Genomic DNA, 20,167 nt, shown 5'->3' on the forward strand with positions numbered 1-20,167 from the left:
TAGAAGGTAAATACTGGCCCAGTCCAGCCTGCAAGTAATGGATGAATAGTATGGATAATGGAGGAACCCGCGATGGAAGAAATAAAAACAACGGAAATGCCGACGACCTACGATCCGAAGGAAGCGGAAAGGAAATGGTACGAGTACTGGTTGAAGGGCGAATACTTTAAAGCTGGTCAGCGCAAGGACGCCGAGACGTATACGATCGTTATTCCCCCACCGAACGTAACAGGTATGCTGCATATTGGGCATGCGCTGGATTGCACACTGCAGGATATTATGATTCGTACCAAGAGAATGCAAGGCTATGATACACTCTGGCTGCCTGGATCTGACCATGCCGGGATAGCGACACAAACCAGAGTCGAGCAGAAGCTTCGTGAGGAAGGTATTACCCGCTACGATCTGGGTCGTGAAAAGTTTCTGGAAAAGGTGTGGGAGTGGAAGGAGCATTACGCGGATTCGATTCACCAGCAGTGGGCTAAGATGGGCTTCTCGCTGGATTATTCCCGTGAGCGGTTTACTCTGGATGAAGGGCTGTCTAAGGCAGTTCGTGAAGTATTCGTCAAGCTGTACGAAAAGGGCCTTATTTATCGCGGCAACTATATTATTAACTGGGATCCGGCAGCACGAACCGCTTTATCGGATATTGAAGTTGAACACAAGGAAGTACAGGGTCACCTGTACCATTTGAAATATACAGTTAAGGATAGCGATGAGTTTATTGTCGTTGCCACAACACGTCCTGAAACAATGCTGGGTGATTCTGCTGTTGCCGTGCATCCAGAGGACGAGCGGTATCAGCATTTGATTGGCAAGGTACTCGTCCTACCGTTCGTCGGTCGCGAAATTCCGATTATTGGCGATGAATATGTGGATAAGGATTTTGGAAGCGGAGCTGTAAAGATTACGCCTGCTCATGATCCGAATGACTTTGAAGTGGGCAAGCGCCATGATTTGCCGCAAATATTGGTTATGGATATCACAGGTACAATGAACGATAAGGCTGGACCTTATGAAGGTTTGGACCGTTTTGAATGCCGTAAGCAAATTGTTGCCGATATGAAGGAATCCGGGGTTTTGGTGAAGATTGAAGATCACGTGCATCAAGTCGGCCACAGTGAGCGCAGCGGAGCTATTGTTGAGCCATACTTGTCCACACAATGGTTTGTGAAAATGAAGCCGTTGGCTGAGCAGGCGATTGCCGCGCAAAATTCGAAAACAGGCGCTAATTTTGTTCCGGAACGCTTCGAAAAAAGTTATTTGCAATGGATCGAAAATGTTCGTGACTGGTGTATTTCCCGTCAGCTGTGGTGGGGCCATCGAATTCCGGCATGGTACAACGACGAAACAGGAGAAATATTCGTATCCCACAGTGAAGCTGAAGCTTCCGTCCGTGCGGGCGGCGGCACGATCCGTCAGGATGAGGATGTGCTGGATACCTGGTTCAGCTCTGCGCTGTGGCCTTTCTCTACATTGGGCTGGCCGGATGAAACGGAAGATTTGAGCCGCTTTTACCCTACGAGCTTGCTGGTTACGGGTTATGATATTATTCCATTCTGGGTGTCTAGAATGATCTTTACCGCGCTTGAATTTACGGATCAAATTCCGTTCAAGGACGTGCTTATCCACGGCTTGGTTCGTGCTGAGGATGGCCAAAAAATGTCCAAATCTTTGGGCAACGGCGTAGACCCGCAGGAAGTAATCGAGAAATACGGCGCTGACGCGATGCGCTTTATGCTGTCAACAGGTTCCACAGCGGGACAGGATATGCGTTTCCGTTGGGAGAAGGTCGAGCAGGCGCGTAACTTTGCCAATAAAATTTGGAATGCTTCACGTTTTGTACTGATGAATTTGACCGGCTTCACGGTGAAGGATATTGATCTGAGCGGTCAATTAGGAACGGCTGATCGTTGGATTCTACACCGCTTGAACGAAACCGTACGTGATGTAACCCGATTAATTGACACCTACGAATTTGGTGAAACCGGGCGTCTGTTAACTAGTTTTATATGGGATGACCTGTGCGATTGGTACATTGAATTCAGTAAGCTGTCCTTATACGGAACTGATGCTGAAGCCAAGAAAAAGACGCAATCCGTGCTTGCTTATGTATTGGATCAGACACAGCGCCTGATTCATCCGTTTATGCCTTTCATTTCTGAGGAAATATGGCAGCATCTTCCGCATGAAGGAGAGACTATTACACTAGCTGCATGGCCGCTTTATAATGCTGATTGGGAAGCCGCTGATGCGGTTCAGGAAATGAATTTGCTTATGGATGTGATCCGTACGGTTCGTAATATTCGAGCTGAGGTTAACGTGCCGATGAGCAAAAAAATCGAATTGCTGATCAAACCGGCTAACGAAGAAGCTTTGATTATCCTGCAGCGTAATGAGGAATATATTCGCAGATTCAGCAACACCTCGCTGTTGGAGATTAGTCTCACTCTGGTGAATCCGGATAAGGCAATGACTGGAATTCTTACAGGTGCCGAGCTGTATCTGCCGCTTGCTGGATTAATCGACATTTCACAGGAACTGGCACGTTTGGAAAAAGAGCTTCAATCCCTGCATGGCGAAGTGGAGCGGATCGAGAAAAAGCTTGGAAATGAAGGCTTTGTAGCGAAAGCTCCTGCCAAGGTAATTGATGAAGAAAAAGCAAAGCTGGCCGATTATGCAGATAAGCGGGATAAAGTGATTGCCCGTTTAGCAGAGCTAAGGGGATGACTTCGATGAGCAGTACGACGAATGATTCGCAGGTACAATCATCTAATGGTTTTCAGAGTGCGGAAGAAGCTATAGATTGGATCGTCAATTTGGTCAAGTTCGGTGTCAGACCCGGGCTCAAACGGATGGAAAAACTGATGGAACTGCTTGAGCACCCTGAACGTCGCTTGAAATTCATTCATATCGCTGGCACAAATGGAAAAGGTTCAGTTTGTGCTTATCTGACAGAGGTTCTGAAGCAGAGCGGTTACGGAGTGGGTACCTTTACCTCTCCGTATATCGAGAAATATACAGACCGCATTCGCTATAACGGAGTCAACATCGCTGATGAGGATTTGCTGCTAGCCGTTAACAAGCTGAAGCCTCTTGTCGATCAGGTAGCTGCTTCCGAGCTGGGGCAGCCAACTATGTTCGAAGTATCAACTGCCGTGGCGATTTATTATTATGCTCGAATATCTTGTCCGGATTATGTGGTTTGGGAAACCGGATTAGGGGGAAGACTGGATTCTACCAATATCGTAAAGTCTATATTGACGGTAATTACGAATGTTGGCCATGATCATATGGACATTTTGGGAGATTCCCTGGAGCTTGTAGCTGCTGAGAAAGCTGCGATTATCAAGGCAGGTGTTCCCGTAGTCAGCGCGGTGGATCAACCGAGTGTGATTGAGGTAGTTGAGCAGGAGGCCACAGCCAAGAATTGCACGCTGTATTTAAGCGGACGCAAGTTTCGCTATGAAACTGTCTCAACCAAGGAAAACGAACAGATCTTCAACTTCGATGGGCCATTTCGCACGATAGAACAGGTTACGATTTCTATGAATGGCGTTCACCAGCTGCAAAATGCTTCATTAGCGCTGATGACCCTTGAACTGCTGCGTCAATACTACGCGCTGATCATCGAGGATGAAGTGCTGTTACGCGCAATGAAGGAGACAAGCTGGGCAGGCCGCATGGAAATGGTGTCTACGGAGCCTCGTATTTTAATAGACGGTGCTCACAACCCTGAGGGTGGTGCCGTATTGGCACAAGCGCTCCGCGACACATACAGCTACAACAAATTGCATTTTGTGATGGGGATGCTGTCCACCAAGAATCATTCCGGTTATTTGCGGCATATACTACCAATGGTGAACACATTAATACTTACGGAACCGGTGTGGCATAAGAAGGAAGAGGCTGCTAAGCTGGCGGAGCTGGCTGCTTCACTTACTCAAGAAATGGGCCTTCCCGATATCGAAATCATTGTAGAGCCTGACTGGAAGGCAGCACTGGAGCTGGTGAAAAGCAAAACGGCAGAGAATGATCTGGCCGTTGTGTCCGGCACCTTATATTTAATAGGGGACGTCCGATCCTGGATCCTACATCAAACCGATTCTGAAAAAGGCTGGTGAGAGCTGCGTGAATACATCTGAGCACATCCATTTTATCGGTATTGGCGGATATGGCATGAGTGCTATTGCCAAGGTCATGCTTGAAATGGGCTACCGTATATCGGGATCTGACCTTGCTTCCCAGGAGCTAACGGAAAAGCTCGTTGCCAAGGGAGCAACCGTGTTTATCGGGCATGAGGCAGAGAATGTCAAAGGAGCCGACGTTGTCGTCTATTCGACAGCCCTGTCTAAAGATAATGTGGAGATGGCGGCTGCTGAGGAATGGAATATTCCGATTCTGCATCGTTCGCAAATGCTTGCACGTTTAATGAACGCGAAGAAAGGGATTGCAGTCGCTGGTGCCCATGGCAAAACCACAACCTCCTCGATGATTGCGCTCGTGCTGGAGGAGTGCAAAATGGACCCTACCTTCATCATTGGCGGCGAAATCATGAACGTTGGCAGCAATGCCAAGGCCGGCAAGGGAGAATGGGTCGTTGCGGAAGCCGATGAAAGTGATGGTTCCTTTTTGCAATACAATCCATTGATAGCGCTCGTCAATAACATTGAAGCGGATCATCTGGAAAATTACAATGGTGATTTTGAGAACCTGAAAAAGGCTTATGCGCAGTTTTTGAGTCAGGTGAGCGACGAAGGCAAAGCTATCGTTTGTAAAGATGATACGTATCTTCAAGAGCTGATACCTGATATTAAAAGTGAAGTCATTACTTACGGTATTGAAACCGATGCCGATTATACAGCCCGCAACATAGTGCTTGGTGATCGCAAGGTAAGCTTTGAAGTCGAACATCAGGGCAGCAGTCTTGGATTCATCCAATTGTCTGTACCGGGCAAACATAATGTTTATAATGCAATGGCAACATTGATTACCTGCATGGAAGCAGGTTTGAGCTTTAGTCAAATTGCGGAAGCTATTACGGATTTTCGTGGTGCGAAGCGTCGTTTTCAAGTGCTTGGCGAGGTGAATGATATTCTGATCATTGATGATTATGCTCATCACCCTACGGAGATTGAAGCTACAATCAGCGCGGCCAAGGCAACTGGCAAAAGAATAGTCGCTGTATTTCAACCCCAAAGATATACGCGTACGTACTTCTTGTTTGATCAATTCAGTCGTGCATTCTCTGAAGCGGATGAAGTCATTATCACCGATATATATTCACCTGCGGGCGAGCAGCAGATTGAAGGCATAACTTCATCCAAGCTGGTTGAATTGATTCGACAGAACAGCAATCAGCATGTCCGTTATATTCCGAGTAAAGAGGAAGTACAGGCTTTTTTACTTGAGCACGTCAAGAGCGGTGATCTGGTACTTACGATGGGTGCCGGGGATATATGGAAGGCAGCATCAGGGTTAGCCCGTACACTGAATCAACAAGCAGAATCCAAATAAAATACAGCTAAAGAGAAACAAACCGAAGACGTCTGTAACTAGCGTTAAGGTTTGTTTTTTTAATTTGCTTGAATAAGCTGTAATAAATAAATTAACATTGACATTGATAATGATAACTATTATCATCAGATACAAATGCATACTTGTGAGATAAAGGAGCAGGATATGAAAAAAATCAAATACTGCTGTAAAAACTTGAAGCTTGGTTCCAAAAAAGTATATAAATCCATTAAGGAACGTTTTCCCGAAATCAAGCAAAAAAAGCAGGATTGTCTCGGAAACTGCAAGCTATGCTCCAAGCAATGCTTTGTTATGTTAGGTAAATCCAACGTTATTTATGCTTCAAGTCCTCGTAAATTGTATAAAGAGCTGAAGCAGGTTATAGGTTAAAAATTTACATACGAAAGGATAATTTAACGATGAGCTTGAGCCTATTGTGGATTCTTTCTCCTATTTTGTGTATAGTGGTTGTACTACTCCCACTCTACATGTGGGGTTTACAACAAAAATAATCCATGGAAGGTGCGTGTTCGTATGTTGAATGATTCCTTAAGTACAGCTCTGAACGATCAAATGAATTTCGAATTTTACTCCTCACATGTGTACCTGGCCATGGCTGCTTATTGTTCTGCTGAAAGCTTGGATGGGTTTGCTAATTTCTATATTGTGCAGGCTGAAGAAGAACGATTTCACGCAATGAAAATCTATAAGTTCTTAAATGACCGCGGTAGAAGAGCGGTTGTGATTGGTATGGATAATCCCAAAAATGATTATGTATCCATGCTGGACGTATTTGAGCGTGCTTATGAGCACGAACAGATCGTTACCAAGCGAATTTATGATTTGTCGGATATTGCAATGAATGAACGTGAGCATGCGACGATTCAGTTTTTGAAATGGTTTATTGATGAGCAGGTTGAAGAAGAAGCGATGTTTGATTCGATCATTAATAAATTGAAGCGTATTGATAAAGACAGTAATGCATTTTTTATGATGGATACAGAGTTTGCAGGTCGGGTGTTTACGCCGCCTGCACCTTAAACAATAATTTTGTATGTACACCAACAGGCAGCTGATTCCCGGACGATAGATTCGTTCAGGAGCCAGCTGTTTTTTTATGCCGTGCTATCGAAAGTCTAGTGTTATTGTTCTATTCATCTTTTCTCTTTCATAGTCTAATAATACGAATTTGGACAAGGGAGCGAAGTATAATGAGCAAAGCCAAAATGACCTTTCGGTTTGATCAGGAATATAGAAACAATGTTGGCGTTCCTGAGAGGAAAGCGAAAGAGCAGCAGGTAATCCCACTGCGCCCGGAAGAATACAAGGTCACCCCCGTGGATACGCAGACATTAAATCCATATCCAAATGATTTTGGAGGCTGGGAAAGTTCGTTTGATATGGAAACACAGCGAGTGGAGAAGTTGATCCGTGAGTCAGGTCATAGTACTCAGCAGGAGAACAGAAATGAGACTCGATTTGACCCCAGGTATAATACCGGTCGCGACCCCAGACATGAGCCCAGACATGACTCAATAAAAGCTTCTAATGAACTGAATGTTGAACCGAAAATTGACGCTATTCGAGAAACGGGAGCTCCGAATCACAGACAGTTGGAAAATGAGGAGCTATTTTTCTCGAACGACCCTATACGGGGCGAACCTATAGATCCAATTCGTGATCATCGTTGGTATGTGCCAGAGGAGACATTTTATCGGAGGAGGAAAACGGCAGCCTCGTGGTTTAAGGTTGCTGCATCGGTTGCTGGAGCTGTCGCTACGGGTGCAGCCTTCGGTTTTCTTGTACTATCGATGTTTTCTCAGGATTCTGGGACCAATAAAACAAACGTCACGGCCCCAACAGCTACCAATGTCACAGCTAATGCCTCGGCACCAGCCAAATCAGCACCTACAGATCAAGCCATCGCGGTCTCAGGCTCAGTGACTCCGGCCAATACTGCTGGCAAAGCTGCAGATCCAACTGGTTCCATTGCCGTCTCGGCATCTGTCAGCAGCGGGGCAATAGCTGCTGTGAACGTGCCTGCAAGAACATTGACCTTCCTGCAAAGCGGTGTATTCTCGACATCACAAGGCGCAGCTGCTGCGCAATCAGAGCTGAAGAAAAAAGGTCTTGCTGCGGTAAGCGATGTGGGTGAAAAATTTCCTGTTTATGTGGGGATGGCATCCAATCGAGATGAAGCCTCACGGCTTGCCCAGCAATTTCAACAAAAACAGATCGATGTTATCATAAAGAGTGTGGATATGCCTGCGCTTTCGAAAATCAAATGGACAGGCAAGTCAACGGATAATGTGTCGGCCTTTATCACACAAGGTGATAATCTCGTCCAGCAAATAGCTCCGCTTACCGTTTCGCATTTAACTGAAGCTAAACTGACGGGAATGGATGCTTCGCAGGTGCAATCCGTCAAAACTGCTCATCAAGCCTGGCTAGGGATGACTTCAGGAGTGAATGAGGGGCTTTCCGAGGAAGGTAAAGCAGCCGTCCTTAAAATCAGCAGCGCAATGAATGCAGCCGTTGCATCATTGGATGAGTATCGCAAAAGCCCATCTGCTTCCACGTTATGGCAAACACAAAATGCGATTTTGCAGACTGCACTTGCTCAAAAGGAATTCAGGCGGGTAATCACGACACCATAAAAGTGGGATGATGAAGTTTCAGAAAAAACGCCGACCGGCTCAGCTATGGCTGCTGAGGGGTTGGCGTTTTTGGTGTGCTTTGAACATACCGATCAAGTAAGGAGGCTGCTTCGGCACGCGTCATGCCACGGTTCGGCATAAATTGATCTGGCGCTATGCCGTCGATCCAGCCGGCATGTTGTAAACTGTAGATCGATTTGGCTGCCCAATGATCAGCAGGTACGTCTGTAAACGACGCTGTACCTAACGGGCCGAGGGTGGCAGGAAGAGCAAGCCGTTGAAACGTAGCAGCAACTTCTGCACGAGTAATCGGTTGATCGGGACGTAAGGTAGCGTCATCGTAGCCGTTAAGAACATCTGCCATTATGGCTTTGTTCAAGGCGGCATTTGCCCAGTGACCAGTAATATCCATGAACAACGGCATGGGAGGTTTTATAGGTGTTACACAGCTCTCACCATTCTTATAAACCACACCAGAAACCGTATTGTTGTTACTGCCGTTTGTGCAAACGGGAGGGTTGGCTGAAGGCTTCTTGATTATAGATAAATCGAAAACCCGATCCAGCAAGGTCATCCATTCCGCTCGGGTCAGCTCACGGTTAGGTTTATACAGTCGGCCTACGCCGTCAACAATTCCCTGACTTTTTAAGCGAAGTACAGCATCCCGTGCCCAATGTACACGCATATCGGTGAATACCTCGCTCGGTGTATTCGGTGGCATATAAGCTTCAATGCCTTGCTCTATAGCCTGAGCCATAGTCGTTCTGACTTCATCACTGGCCAGTAATGCTGCATCCTGTCGATTCGAGAGAAAAGCAGTTTCTACGAGTATGCTTGGAATGGTACCCATACGTACTACATAAACAGCGCTCGCTACAAGACCACGATTTTCTAATCCGGTAGCATCAACGAAATTGTTCAGAACTACCTTCGCTAACTCCCGGCTCTGCGGGGTGAGCTCCGCCATTTCCGGGCTTGCCGGATAGTCTTCCTGTGGATAATTATTATCGTGGTACAGTATCAAAGCGCCGCGTGTTTTGGCATTTCCCGGCATGGCGTTGGCGTGGATCGAGACAAACAAATCAGCCTGCTGCGCGTTTGTAAAGTCAACACGTTCTTTAAGTGAAAGAAAAGTATCATCTTCTCTCGATATTGCGGTTTCATAGCCGCGATCTGCCAGCATCTTTGTTAATTTGGTGGCAATATCCAGGTTAACGTTTTTCTCCAGCAGTCCATTGACTCCGACAGCTCCTGAATCCGATCCCCCATGACCAGGGTCGACAACAATCTTTATTGCCCATGACGAGGATGGAGCAGCTAACAAGCATACAAGGATAAAAATAATAAGGGTATAAGACCGAAGCATCAAACAAGGTTCCTCCTTAAAGTTTTCGCCAGAAAACTGGCATCGTAAGCATAAACTTAAAGTTTTCGCCAGAAAACTGGCATCGTAAGCATGGGTTAAAAGCTTTCGTCAGAGTGCTTTTAGCTCTTCCAGGGTATGTTTTTTAGTAAGTAGGTAAGAGGCTATATTTACAGGATAAAGGCTTGTGCTATAATACGGTGAGCGCAGTAGCGGCAGCGATTTGACAGCTTCATTTTTTAATATGTAAAGGAAGTGTAGCTATTTATGAAAAAGAATACCTTTACCTTCATCTTGCTGCTCGTCATAGGATTAGTAGCGGGAAGCCTTGTGGGTCAACTGCTGGTTTCTGTCCCTGCACTGGCTTTTCTTACAAAATCGGTTGATCTTACCTGGCAGCCAAAAGCGGATTTGTTGGTGATCAAATATGACCTCCAATTTCAAATGAAGCTTAATTTGATCAGTTTGGTGGGGCTTGTTGCGGCTTTTTGGATTTTTCGCAGATTATAATGAACTTACTTAAACTTTAACCTATTCGAGACAAGGAGTCTATATATGTCGATATTTGGCGCAAAAAAAATCATTTTGGCATCCTCCTCACCACGCAGGCAGGAATTAATTCAAACTTTAGGTCTTCCCTATGAAATTCGGGTTAGCGATGTTCAGGAGGATACAGAACCGGGAATGAGCCCATCTGAAATCGTCGAGCAGCTCTCGGGTCGTAAAGCCGCAGCTGTCTGCGAAATGTTTAAAGCCGAGCAGCGGACAGAAGGGATCGTGATTGGTTCCGATACGATTGTTGTGCTGGATGATCAGGTGCTGGGCAAGCCGCAAGACCGTAAAGATGCCGCACGCATGCTGGAGGCTCTGCAAGGAAAGGTCCATCATGTTTACAGTGGAGTTGCTTGTATGGATCTGGGTACGGGACGTGAATTGTATGCCCATCGGGTTACAGCCGTCTATATGAAGCCAATGAGTTCTTTACAGATTGAAAGGTATATCGATACGAATGAACCGATGGATAAAGCGGGATCCTATGCGATACAGGGGATCGGTGCGACCTTGATTGAACGGATCGAAGGCGACTATTTCAATGTTGTGGGGTTACCATTATGCCTGCTTGGTGAAATGCTTGGTGAATTGGGCGTAACTGTTCTTTAATCCGGCATCATGCTATAATAAAACTTCTACAAACCTAGAATGTCAGGGGGGAATGAATGGAATCGCACAATTTAACATTGCGCGATGTCCCAAACGAAGAACGTCCTAGAGAGCGCATGATGCAGGTTGGGGCTCAAGCATTAAGCAACGCGGAACTTCTGGCGATTTTACTGAGGACTGGTACTTATCAGGAGTCGGCTGTCCATTTGGCACAGCGCATGTTAAGTCATTCCGGTGGATTGCGCAGTCTGGTTGATATGAGCTTGGAGCAGTTAACCGAAATCAAAGGCATTGGTTCGGCTAAAGGACTGCAGATTCAAGCCAGCATTGAATTGGGTCGTAGATTGGCACGCAGTGTGTTGAATGATACCATAATGGTTCGTTCCCCTAAGGACGTAGCTGATTTGATGATGGAAGAACTGCGTTATTTACAAAAGGAGCATTTTGTATGCTTGTTTTTAAATACTAAAAATCATGTCGTGGGTCAGGAAACACTTTCCATGGGCAGCTTGAATGCAGCAATTGTTCATCCAAGGGAAGTATTTCGTGCGGCGATTAAACGAAGCAGCGCTTCGATTATATGTGTACATAACCATCCGAGCGGGGATCCAACTCCGAGCTCAGAAGATATTCAATTGACACAGCGGCTGGTAGAAGCGGGCGAAATTATCGGCATTGATGTACTGGATCATATTGTTATCGGCGACCAAGCTTTCATCAGCTTGAAAGAGCAGGGGTTGATGTAACAGAAATTGAAACAAACGAAGGGAGTATCAAGCATGTTTGGTGGTTTTACGAAAGATTTGGGCATTGATTTGGGAACTGCTAATACACTCGTCTATGTAAAAGGAAAAGGTATCGTGGTCAGGGAGCCATCGGTAGTGGCAATAAGGACAGATACCAAAACCATCGAGGCCGTAGGAAATGACGCAAGAAATATGATTGGCCGGACTCCAGGTAATATACGTGCCATCAGACCGATGAAAGACGGCGTAATTGCCGATTTCGATACTACCTCGACCATGATCAAATATTTTATCAGACAAGCGCAAAAGCAGCGTTGGTTATTTCCACATCGTCCAAGCGTGATGGTATGTGTTCCTTCTGGTATAACAGCCGTCGAGAAGAGAGCAGTCGAGGATGCAACACGCCAAGCAGGCGCGCGCGACGCTTATACGATTGAAGAGCCATTTGCAGCGGCTATTGGCGCCGATTTGCCGGTTTGGGAACCGACGGGCAGTATGGTCGTTGATATTGGCGGAGGCACTACAGAGGTTGCCGTTATTTCATTGGGCGGCATTGTAACGAGCCGTTCGGTTCGTGTTGCGGGAGATGAGATGGACGAAGCCATCACGCAATACATTAAGCGTACCTACAATTTGATGATCGGCGAACGTACGTCTGAGCAAATCAAGATCGAGATCGGCTCGGCATTGACGATGGACCCTCCGGTTCGTTTTGAAATTCGTGGACGGGATCTGGTTAGCGGTTTACCCAAAACAATGGCGATCACGTCAACTGAAATTACAGATGCCCTTACCGATACTGTGAATAGTATTGTTGAAGCTGTGAAAGTGACATTGGAGAAATGTCCTCCTGAGCTTGCGGCTGATATTATGGATCGTGGCATTGTGCTTACAGGTGGAGGCGGATTGCTGCTTAATCTGGACAAGCTGTTAGCAAGAGAAACAGGGATGCCTGTGCTTGTTGCCGAGAATCCACTTGACTGTGTAGCTATTGGAACAGGCAGAGCACTAGAGCACCTCCATTTATTCAAAATGAGATCGGGCCCAACAAGTAAATCCAGACGTTAAATCCATAAGCGTAAGATTAGAAGGTGGTTATTTTGAAATTACTGGGAAATAAACGATTATTAATACTGCTGCTGGGTTTCATTTGCTTTATTGCCTTGATGGGATTGACGCTTGGAAAGCGTGAGCGAATGAGTTGGCCTGAAAAATTTGTTACGGATACGATCTCCTGGACGCAAGGAATTATTTATAAGCCCGCTGGCTATATAGCGGGTTTCTTTGAGGATATTCGGCAGGTGCGTACGATCTTTGAAGAGAACAAAGTACTGAAGCAAACCTTGACGAAATACGCGCGCGACACGACCAAATTAAATGATCTCGAACAGACGAACAAACGGCTGCAGGAAGCTTTAAACTTTACAGAACGTCAAAAGCAGGCAGGTAATTACACCTTTCGTATCGCGGAGGTCGTGGCTGTTAACCCTGATTTACTCAACAATACAGTGAGTATCAATCTGGGTGAGCAGGACGGCGTCAAGCCGAATATGGCTGTAATGTCTGTGGATGGACTGGTAGGACGCGTTAAGAAGGTATCTTCCTTTTATTCTACGGTTCAGACGCTCAAAGGTATTGATGATACGGCCAATGAATCCAAAGCGATTTCAGTAACCGTCAAGAATAAGGAAAATGAAAGCTTTGGTGTCATTGTATCCTATGATCCTGGGGAACAGCTTCTCGTCATGACCATGATAGATCCTAATGACAAGCTGGAAGTTGGGGATACCGTGATTACTTCCGGATTGGGACAGGTTTTCCCTAAAGGGATCGAGATTGGCAAGGTAGTCTCCAGAAAGCAGGGCAACTTCGGCATCTCGCATGAGGCGCTGATTCAGCCTTTTGCTTCTTTTGACCACCTTCGTGAGGTGTTTGTCGTTATCGTCCCGGAGCAGGGGTGAGCTGATCATGCGTAAATGGCTGTGGTTGATCCTGTTGGCTTTGTTTATTTTGGAGGGTACCATACTGCAATGGATCATACCATCTGTATGGCAATCCAAAATCTATGTGGCGCCTCATTTTATCGTTGTGATCGTGATTTATATCGGTCTTTATGTAAATCGGCATACGGCGTTGGTTTACGGTCTTATTTTTGGATTATTGCAGGACTTTATTTATTATTCACCGATGCTTGGACCGATTTCATTTGCAATGGGCTTGACTGGCTATTTGGCTGGCTTGATGCATCGCCGTCTTCATTCCAATATTATCGTGAGTATGCTCGTTATGGCACTCGGAAATTTATTTTTCGATTCCATTATCTATGGGCTGTACAGACTGTTCCAAATCAACCATCTTGATCTGCAGTGGGTATTTTTCCACCAGATGCTTCCGAGTATGCTGATTAACCTCCTATTCGCACTTATGGTCTACGTTCCTGTCCGAAAGTTGTTCGAAAGCATGCAGGCTGCAAAGACTGACGCAGAGGAATAATTTTTCACTGAACAAGCAGGAGTTACGTCGAAAAAGGCCGAATTGTATTAGGTGTAGGGAGGTAGGGACGGGGATGGCGGCTACAAAACATCATGTGATGATTAAAGGTGTAAAAGAAGGTCTTGTATTTCTTCTGGATGATAACTGCGCATTCGAGGAAATTATCGAGGAACTGCACCATAAACTGGAAAAAACACACCAAAAAATATTGACGGGGCCGATCATTCATGTTCACGTCAAATTGGGTACCCGTACTGCCTCAGCCGAGCAAAAGGATCAAATTCGCAGCATCATAGGTCAAAAGGGCAATCTGTTGATTCAGTCCATCGAGTCTCAGGCGGTGGATCCGGTAGCGATTTTATCTAATACAGGTGATGTGCATTTGGTTAAAGGTATTGTGCGTTCGGGCCAAACGATGGTAAAAGAAGGCAATATCCTATTTCTGGGTGACGTGAATCCGGGAGGGGAGCTCATTAGTACGGGCAGTATTTATGTAATGGGCTCGCTCCGCGGAATGGCTCATGCCGGTGTGAATGGTAACGATAAATCGATTATCGCAGCTTCTCATTTGAGACCTACCCAGCTGCGGATATCCGCTATTATTAGTCGACCTCCGGACGAATGGGGCATGAACGAAGCTTTTATGGAATTTGCTTATGTCAAAGATGGCAAAATGGAAATCGACAAAATTCACCATTTGCATAGATTGGTTATGGAACCGTAACATGAAGGAGCTGAGCACTATGGGTGAAGCAATTGTCATAACCTCGGGAAAAGGCGGGGTCGGTAAAACGACTACCTCTGCTAATATCGGAACGGCGCTGGCGCTCAATGGCAAGAAGGTTTGTATGGTCGATACCGACATTGGCTTGCGTAATCTGGATGTGGTCATGGGGCTGGAAAATCGGATTATTTATAATTTGATCGATGTTGCTGAGGGACGCTGTCGACTGGCGCAAGCACTGGTCAAGGACAAACGTTTCGATGAGCTGTATATGCTGCCTGCTGCGCAAACTCAGGACAAGAGTGCGATTTCTCCCGAAGCAGTCAGAGAAATTATTTTGGAGCTCAAACGTGATTTTGAGTATGTTATTATCGACTGTCCTGCAGGTATAGAACAAGGTTTTAAAAATGCGGTTGCAGGTGCGGACAAGGCTATTGTGGTGACAACACCGGAAAACGCTGCGGTTCGTGATGCTGACAGAATCATTGGTCTTCTGGAAAATGAGAAAATATTTTCGCCCAAGCTGGTTATTAACCGTATTCGACAAAGTATGGTGAAAAAGGGTGAAATGCTAAGTATTGACGAAATCACGTCCGTTCTGGCGATAGATCTGCTCGGTATCGTCCCGGATGATGAGTATGTCATCAAAGCGGCTAATATAGGGGAACCTACAGTAATGAATCCTAATTCTGCGGCAGCGATTGCTTATCGTAACATTGCTCGTCGCATTCTGGGAGATACGGTTCCACTCATGCCAATGGAGGAAAAGTCAGGGGTATTGACTAAATTCAAGAAGTTTATCGGGATGGGATGAGCATGTTTTGCTGCAAAAACTAAAAAATATCGATTTGTTGATCGTAGCCATTCTTCTGTCATTCATGGTTATTAGCACGCTGCTTGTTTATAGCGCAACGCTCGATGATCCCAATATCGTGTTCGATATGAAAAAAACGATAACGATTTATGTTATTTGCATACTGGCCTTTCTCGGAGTGGCCTTGGTTGATTATCGTGTTTTATTAAAAATCTCTCCCTATTTTTATGGGGCTGGGTTGATATTATTAATTCTTGTCTATAAATTCGGTTTGGAAATTAATAGTGCCAAAAGCTGGTTTCAGCTGCCGGGTAACTTGCTGTTCCAGCCTGCAGAATTTATGAAGCTCATGCTCATTCTTGCCCTAGCCGCGTTCATGGCTAGAAGGCAAGGAGAAAAGCTGCTTTTTTTGACGGACATAGTGCCTATAGGATTTATCGTACTCATTCCTTTTGTCCTTGTACTGATTCAGCCAGATTTGGGAAATGCTGTTATTTTTCTGGTAGTTTTGGTAGGGATGCTGTGGATTGGTAACATCAAGTATACGCACTTTTTAATAGGTTTTTTATTGGTGATAGCGGGACTGTTTCTATTTTATTATTTATTCACTCATTTTCACGACCCGATTCAGCAATATTTGAAGCTGCAAGGTAAAGGTCACTGGGTTACCCGGATTGATACCTTTATAGATCCAGATAATGCTTCTAAGGATCACAGCTTCCAGGTTGTCAATTCAATCAAAGCGATTGGTTCCGGTGGCTTGTCTGGGGAACGGTATTTGCAAGGAACCTCGGTCCACCGTAATTTCATTCCCTATGCGTATTCCGATTCGATATTTGTCGTGCTGGCGGAAGAATTCGGATTTGTCGGGTCATCGGTGCTGCTGCTGCTGTATTTTGTGCTTATTTATCGGATGATTCTTATCTCGATTCAATGCCATGATAAAGGCGGGGCCTACGTTATTGTTGGCGTGGTATCGATGTTCGTGTTTCAAATTTTTGAAAATGTGGGGATGCTGCTTGGCATCATGCCTTTGACAGGGATTACGCTTCCTTTTATCAGCTACGGGGGAACGTCGTTACTATTAAATATGATGAGTATTGCCGTTGTGGTCAGCATACGGATCCATCAGGAAAAAGAACCCACATTTCGAGCGTAGAAAAAAGCACCTATAAAGGTGCTTTTTTTTTGTGCGAACGCAACAATTATGTTCAATTCACTTGGAGTTTCTTGCTATAATAAATGCAGGTAAACTATGGAGCGTAGAAGTAGTTGCGAAAGGTTGGGATTCACATCAGGCATATCTTGTTGTCCAAATATTTTTCGCGATTGTTCTGGTACAGCGTATTCATTGTCATATTTCCTGTCATAGTACTTGGTGGCTTTTCCTATTATAAATCCTCGGGTATTGCGCTTCAAAAGGTGAATGAAGGCAATGCGCAGGTTACACTGCAAACCAAGCTGCGGATCGAGCAATTCTTAAAAACCGTTGATGCGGCCTCCTTGCAGTTGGTTAGCTCGCCGCTGGTCAACAATGCCATGGATCGTGAACTTTCCTACAAAGAGTTTCAACTGATTCAGGATCTGCGTGAACAAATACAACGTATTCAATCGTACGAGCTGGGCATTCAGGATATACAGCTCATCAATATGTCGAAAAGATGGGTTTTGGAAAATAGCGGTGTATACCGGTTTGACGATTATGCCGTAAATATGGACCTGATCTATATCAAGAACACGAAAAACTCTTTCTGGACCGGCTCTTTTTCCAACAACCCTTTAACTACAACGATTGGAAAGGGACAAAGTCTGCAATTGATCCGCAGGCTGCCGCTGAATTCGCAAGCTCCACAGATGGTGGTCGTTATCAAAATTAATCCGGGGGAGATCAGCAAACTGGTCGAAAATATCCCGGGGATTGGCAAAACATTCGTTTTGGATGAAACAAATAACGTTCTAGCTAGTCATGACGGTTCTCTTAACGGTCGGTTATTTCCGATGAAAGAGCCGCTTCGCGAAATGTTGAGCAGCGATCATCCTCCTGAGACGTTCCAATCCGAGTGGATGGAGCAAATGGTATCGATCAACCTTATTCAATCTACCTATAATGATTGGAAGTATGTAACTCTGATCCCGATCGCTGAGGTTACCCGTGAGTCGAGATCGATCGGCTGGATTACTTTTCTCATTTGTCTCGGTATTATGGCGGTTGCCAGTGCTCTAGTTTACCTGCAATCCCGCAACATGTACAGTCCGATACGTAAGCTCTATGAGGCTGTCCGGGGAGCATCCGGCACCGCCTCCAGTTCTGTGAATGATCTGAGCAGCCAGGATGAATTCCAGTATATTAGTGAGCGGTTCCAGACGATGAGGCTGACCCAGAATGAAATGGAAACACAAATGCAAAGACAGACTCAGCAGTTAAAGGATTACTTTGTGCTGAAGCTGCTCCAAGGTCATGTGAATACAGTGGATATCACAGGGGAATGGAAATGGTCGCAATTTCCGTCCGAATGGCATATGAAAGCGGTGCTGGTTACACAGATCGATACCTTTGAAGGTGTACGTTTTCGTGAAGGTGATAAAGATTTACTGCTGTTCGCGATCAATAATATCGTAAGTGAGTTAGTACCCGCCGATAGCAGACTGAATCCCATACTGATTCATCCTTCCCAGGTAACGGTAGTCGGGAGTAATACGGAAGACCGTGAGGATTTTAAAAACAAGTTGTATACAGCTGCAGAAAAGATTCAGGCTGCCGTCAGCAGCTTTCTCGGTCTCCAAATCAGTATCGGCATCAGCCGTCCTTATTCCGAGTGGAGCGACATGCCCAAAGCCTTCCATGAAGGCCAGGAAGCGTTGAAATACCGCATCAAGGCAGGGCAGGCAGCCGTCATTTTTATTGAGGATCAACAGCCTGTTCATCATGTTAAGCCTTACTATCTAGAAGCTGTTGCCGGCGATATGCTGGATGCAATTAAGCTGCTTGAAATCGGGCGGGTGCATGAGCTGCTCGGACAGTTCATGAAGGAAGTATTTTCGCGGGAATGCACGCACCAGGAGTATCAGGTGTCGTTAATACGGCTGCTCATCGAATTCATAGATTTGGCTAACCAAATGGGGGTATCGTGGGATTGGACTGACAACCGCAATCCATCCTTTTTTGAGAGACTGTTGGAGCTGAATTCATCTGCTGATATCGAGCGTTGGTTTCGTGAAGATATTATCGGCAGGATTCTTGAAGCTGTTGAGCAATCAAGAACTGTACAGGACACGTCGATCACTGAGCAGGTATTAAGAATGATCCACGAGCAGCAGGAAACGGATTTGACGCTTGAAGCCTGTGCGGCCCGATTGCATTTTCACCCCAGTCATGTCAAAAGAGTGTTTAGGCGTGACGTGGGGGTCAGTTTTAGTGAATACGTTTCCACACACAGGCTGCAGACGGCCAAGAAATGGCTGACCCACTCGTCAATGAAAATAAGTGAAATAGCTGAACGACTGCAATATAACAATGCCCAAAATTTTATTCGTTATTTCCGCAAAATGGAAGGGATGACTCCTGGGCAATACCGGGAGCAGTACAAAGCTTGACAATGTTCATGACAACAACGGAAAGGCCTCCCTGCGGGAGGTTTTTTTCAATTGATTACTAGATCCCAAATGATTATCACGACCTCCAAGCGGCGGAATGATCCCAAAAGATTGTAGACGTTATGATCGGTAGCTTCTATATTGAGGGCAAGCGGCTTATAAACACAGAAAAGGAGGTTAAACGTTGGCTTACTCTTATTTATGGACTTATGTAACTAAACATCGCTGGTTGTATCTCATGCTGGCGCCCGGATTTTTTTACTTTGTTATCTTCAAGTATATTCCGATGTGGGGTGTATTGATCGCCTTTCAGGATTATCAGGTATTCCAAGGTTTTTTGGCAAGTCCTTGGGTAGGCGTGAAACATTTTGATCGATTTTTTGGTGATCCGGCTTTTTGGTTGTTGTTCCGTAATACATTTGTACTTGCTTTTTACAATTTGTTTTTCTTTTTCCCATTACCGATCCTCATTGCCCTGATGCTGAATGAAGTACGACAAGAACTGTTTAAGCGTGCGGTGCAAACACTCATCTATATTCCACATTTTATTTCGTGGGTCGTGGTGGTCGGGATTGCGTACATTTTTTTTACAACAGAGGGTGGAATCGTTAACGAATGGATCGCGTCACTCGGCTGGGAGAAGCTGAACTTTCTTGTCAGTGAAAAATGGTTCCGGGTGATGGTTGTTTCTGAATTGATGTGGAAAGAGACAGGGTGGGGTACGATCATTTTTCTGGCAGCACTGGCTGGAGTCGACCCACAGCTGTATGAAGCCGCTCGTATGGATGGGGCCAATCGACTCAGACAGCTTTACCACATTACGCTGCCAGCTATTCGAAGCACGATTGTGATCCTGTTGATTCTACGTTTAGGCAGCTTTCTGGATACCGGCTTCGAGCAAATTTTTCTGATGCTCAATCCGCTGAACCGTCAGGTGGGCGAAGTGTTTGACACCTATGTATACAGCATAGGCATCCAGCAGGGGCTTTTTAGCTATAGCACCTCCGTCGGATTGTTCAAATCTGTGATCGGGCTTGTTTTGGTATTGGGAGCGAATTACACAGCCAAAAGGTTCGGGGAGGAAGGGGTTTACTAACA

18 protein-coding genes are annotated in these 20,167 nt (G+C 45.5%); 17 read left to right on the plus strand and 1 reads right to left on the minus strand.

Annotated elements, in window-relative coordinates:
* The first annotated feature begins 72 nt into the window (after positions 1-72).
* The 6 genes from BK127_RS15075 to BK127_RS15100 all read left to right on the plus strand — a co-directional run bounded on the left by BK127_RS15075 (position 73) and on the right by BK127_RS15100 (position 8,174).
* Positions 73-2,730, plus strand: a complete 2,658-nt coding sequence (locus BK127_RS15075) for a valine--tRNA ligase (RefSeq protein ID WP_144026466.1) — start codon at positions 73-75, stop codon at positions 2,728-2,730.
* A 5-nt stretch (positions 2,731-2,735) separates the two neighbouring features.
* Positions 2,736-4,124, plus strand: coding sequence for a bifunctional folylpolyglutamate synthase/dihydrofolate synthase (locus BK127_RS15080; RefSeq protein ID WP_076231517.1), 1,389 nt, complete (start codon positions 2,736-2,738; stop codon positions 4,122-4,124).
* A 7-nt stretch (positions 4,125-4,131) separates the two neighbouring features.
* Positions 4,132-5,517: a UDP-N-acetylmuramate--L-alanine ligase gene (gene murC / locus BK127_RS15085; protein ID WP_076231520.1), complete on the plus strand. Its 1,386-nt coding sequence runs from the start codon at positions 4,132-4,134 to the stop codon at positions 5,515-5,517.
* Positions 5,518-5,682: 165 nt separating this feature from the next.
* Positions 5,683-5,907 (plus strand): DUF1450 domain-containing protein, encoded by a 225-nt coding sequence (locus tag BK127_RS15090; RefSeq protein WP_091163585.1) that lies wholly within the window; start codon positions 5,683-5,685, stop codon positions 5,905-5,907.
* 144 nt (positions 5,908-6,051) lie between these two features.
* Complete coding sequence (locus BK127_RS15095; RefSeq protein WP_076231525.1) at positions 6,052-6,558, plus strand: ferritin; 507 nt, start codon at positions 6,052-6,054, stop codon at positions 6,556-6,558.
* A 170-nt stretch (positions 6,559-6,728) separates the two neighbouring features.
* Positions 6,729-8,174 carry an SPOR domain-containing protein gene (locus BK127_RS15100; RefSeq protein WP_076231528.1) on the plus strand — a complete coding sequence of 482 codons (1,446 nt, stop codon included), beginning with the start codon at positions 6,729-6,731 and terminating at the stop codon, positions 8,172-8,174.
* Positions 8,175-8,217: 43 nt separating this feature from the next.
* Here BK127_RS15100 and BK127_RS15105 read toward each other — a convergent pair whose 3' ends face one another.
* Positions 8,218-9,540, minus strand: a complete 1,323-nt coding sequence (locus BK127_RS15105; RefSeq protein WP_076231531.1) for an N-acetylmuramoyl-L-alanine amidase — start codon at positions 9,538-9,540, stop codon at positions 8,218-8,220.
* Positions 9,541-9,804: 264 nt separating this feature from the next.
* On the opposite strand from BK127_RS15105, the gene BK127_RS15110 reads away from it, so the two are divergent.
* The 11 genes from BK127_RS15110 (at position 9,805) to BK127_RS15160 (ending at position 20,165) form a co-directional block, all read left to right on the plus strand.
* Entirely contained in the window at positions 9,805-10,047 is a 243-nt protein-coding gene (locus tag BK127_RS15110) for a DUF4321 domain-containing protein (RefSeq protein ID WP_076231533.1), read from the plus strand.
* Between the two features lie 45 nt (positions 10,048-10,092).
* Positions 10,093-10,698 (plus strand): Maf family protein, encoded by a 606-nt coding sequence (locus tag BK127_RS15115; protein ID WP_076231535.1) that lies wholly within the window; start codon positions 10,093-10,095, stop codon positions 10,696-10,698.
* Positions 10,699-10,754: 56 nt separating this feature from the next.
* The gene (gene radC / locus BK127_RS15120) at positions 10,755-11,444 is read left to right on the plus strand and encodes a RadC family protein (RefSeq protein WP_076231538.1); all 690 of its coding nucleotides are present in this window, start codon (positions 10,755-10,757) and stop codon (positions 11,442-11,444) included.
* 33 nt (positions 11,445-11,477) lie between these two features.
* On the plus strand, positions 11,478-12,512 hold the full coding sequence (locus tag BK127_RS15125; protein WP_076231540.1) for a rod shape-determining protein: 1,035 nt from the start codon (positions 11,478-11,480) through the stop codon (positions 12,510-12,512).
* 32 nt (positions 12,513-12,544) lie between these two features.
* Positions 12,545-13,405, plus strand: a complete 861-nt coding sequence (mreC, locus tag BK127_RS15130) for a rod shape-determining protein MreC (protein ID WP_076231543.1) — start codon at positions 12,545-12,547, stop codon at positions 13,403-13,405.
* A 7-nt stretch (positions 13,406-13,412) separates the two neighbouring features.
* Complete coding sequence (mreD, locus tag BK127_RS15135; protein WP_076231545.1) at positions 13,413-13,937, plus strand: rod shape-determining protein MreD; 525 nt, start codon at positions 13,413-13,415, stop codon at positions 13,935-13,937.
* 73 nt (positions 13,938-14,010) lie between these two features.
* Entirely contained in the window at positions 14,011-14,661 is a 651-nt protein-coding gene (locus BK127_RS15140) for a septum site-determining protein MinC (protein WP_076231547.1), read from the plus strand.
* 19 nt (positions 14,662-14,680) lie between these two features.
* The gene (minD, locus tag BK127_RS15145) at positions 14,681-15,475 is read left to right on the plus strand and encodes a septum site-determining protein MinD (protein ID WP_076231549.1); all 795 of its coding nucleotides are present in this window, start codon (positions 14,681-14,683) and stop codon (positions 15,473-15,475) included.
* Between the two features lie 7 nt (positions 15,476-15,482).
* Complete coding sequence (locus BK127_RS15150) at positions 15,483-16,634, plus strand: FtsW/RodA/SpoVE family cell cycle protein (protein WP_076231551.1); 1,152 nt, start codon at positions 15,483-15,485, stop codon at positions 16,632-16,634.
* A gap of 149 nt (positions 16,635-16,783) precedes the next feature.
* Positions 16,784-19,069, plus strand: coding sequence for a helix-turn-helix domain-containing protein (locus tag BK127_RS15155; protein WP_179097492.1), 2,286 nt, complete (start codon positions 16,784-16,786; stop codon positions 19,067-19,069).
* 238 nt (positions 19,070-19,307) lie between these two features.
* Positions 19,308-20,165, plus strand: coding sequence for an ABC transporter permease (locus BK127_RS15160; protein ID WP_083689352.1), 858 nt, complete (start codon positions 19,308-19,310; stop codon positions 20,163-20,165).
* Positions 20,166-20,167: the final 2 nt, after the last annotated feature.

It is taken from the genome of Paenibacillus sp. FSL H7-0331 (genome assembly GCF_001956045.1).

Excerpts from the sequence above, each read along its gene's own strand:
- BK127_RS15115 (WP_076231535.1), top strand. The coding sequence starts at position 10,093 with ATGTCGATATTTGGCGCAAAAAAAATCATTTTGGCATCCTCCTCACCA.
- BK127_RS15080 (WP_076231517.1), top strand. The coding sequence starts at position 2,736 with ATGAGCAGTACGACGAATGATTCGCAGGTACAATCATCTAATGGTTTT.
- BK127_RS15100 (WP_076231528.1), top strand. The coding sequence starts at position 6,729 with ATGAGCAAAGCCAAAATGACCTTTCGGTTTGATCAGGAATATAGAAAC.
- BK127_RS15090 (WP_091163585.1), top strand. The coding sequence starts at position 5,683 with ATGAAAAAAATCAAATACTGCTGTAAAAACTTGAAGCTTGGTTCCAAA.
- BK127_RS15125 (WP_076231540.1), top strand. The coding sequence starts at position 11,478 with ATGTTTGGTGGTTTTACGAAAGATTTGGGCATTGATTTGGGAACTGCT.
- BK127_RS15160 (WP_083689352.1), top strand. The coding sequence starts at position 19,308 with ATGCTGGCGCCCGGATTTTTTTACTTTGTTATCTTCAAGTATATTCCG.
- BK127_RS15140 (WP_076231547.1), top strand. The coding sequence starts at position 14,011 with ATGGCGGCTACAAAACATCATGTGATGATTAAAGGTGTAAAAGAAGGT.
- BK127_RS15075 (WP_144026466.1), top strand. The coding sequence starts at position 73 with ATGGAAGAAATAAAAACAACGGAAATGCCGACGACCTACGATCCGAAG.
- radC (WP_076231538.1), top strand. The coding sequence starts at position 10,755 with ATGGAATCGCACAATTTAACATTGCGCGATGTCCCAAACGAAGAACGT.
- BK127_RS15105 (WP_076231531.1), bottom strand. The coding sequence starts at position 9,540 with ATGCTTCGGTCTTATACCCTTATTATTTTTATCCTTGTATGCTTGTTA.
- mreD (WP_076231545.1), top strand. The coding sequence starts at position 13,413 with ATGCGTAAATGGCTGTGGTTGATCCTGTTGGCTTTGTTTATTTTGGAG.
- BK127_RS15095 (WP_076231525.1), top strand. The coding sequence starts at position 6,052 with ATGTTGAATGATTCCTTAAGTACAGCTCTGAACGATCAAATGAATTTC.
- BK127_RS15110 (WP_076231533.1), top strand. The coding sequence starts at position 9,805 with ATGAAAAAGAATACCTTTACCTTCATCTTGCTGCTCGTCATAGGATTA.
- minD (WP_076231549.1), top strand. The coding sequence starts at position 14,681 with ATGGGTGAAGCAATTGTCATAACCTCGGGAAAAGGCGGGGTCGGTAAA.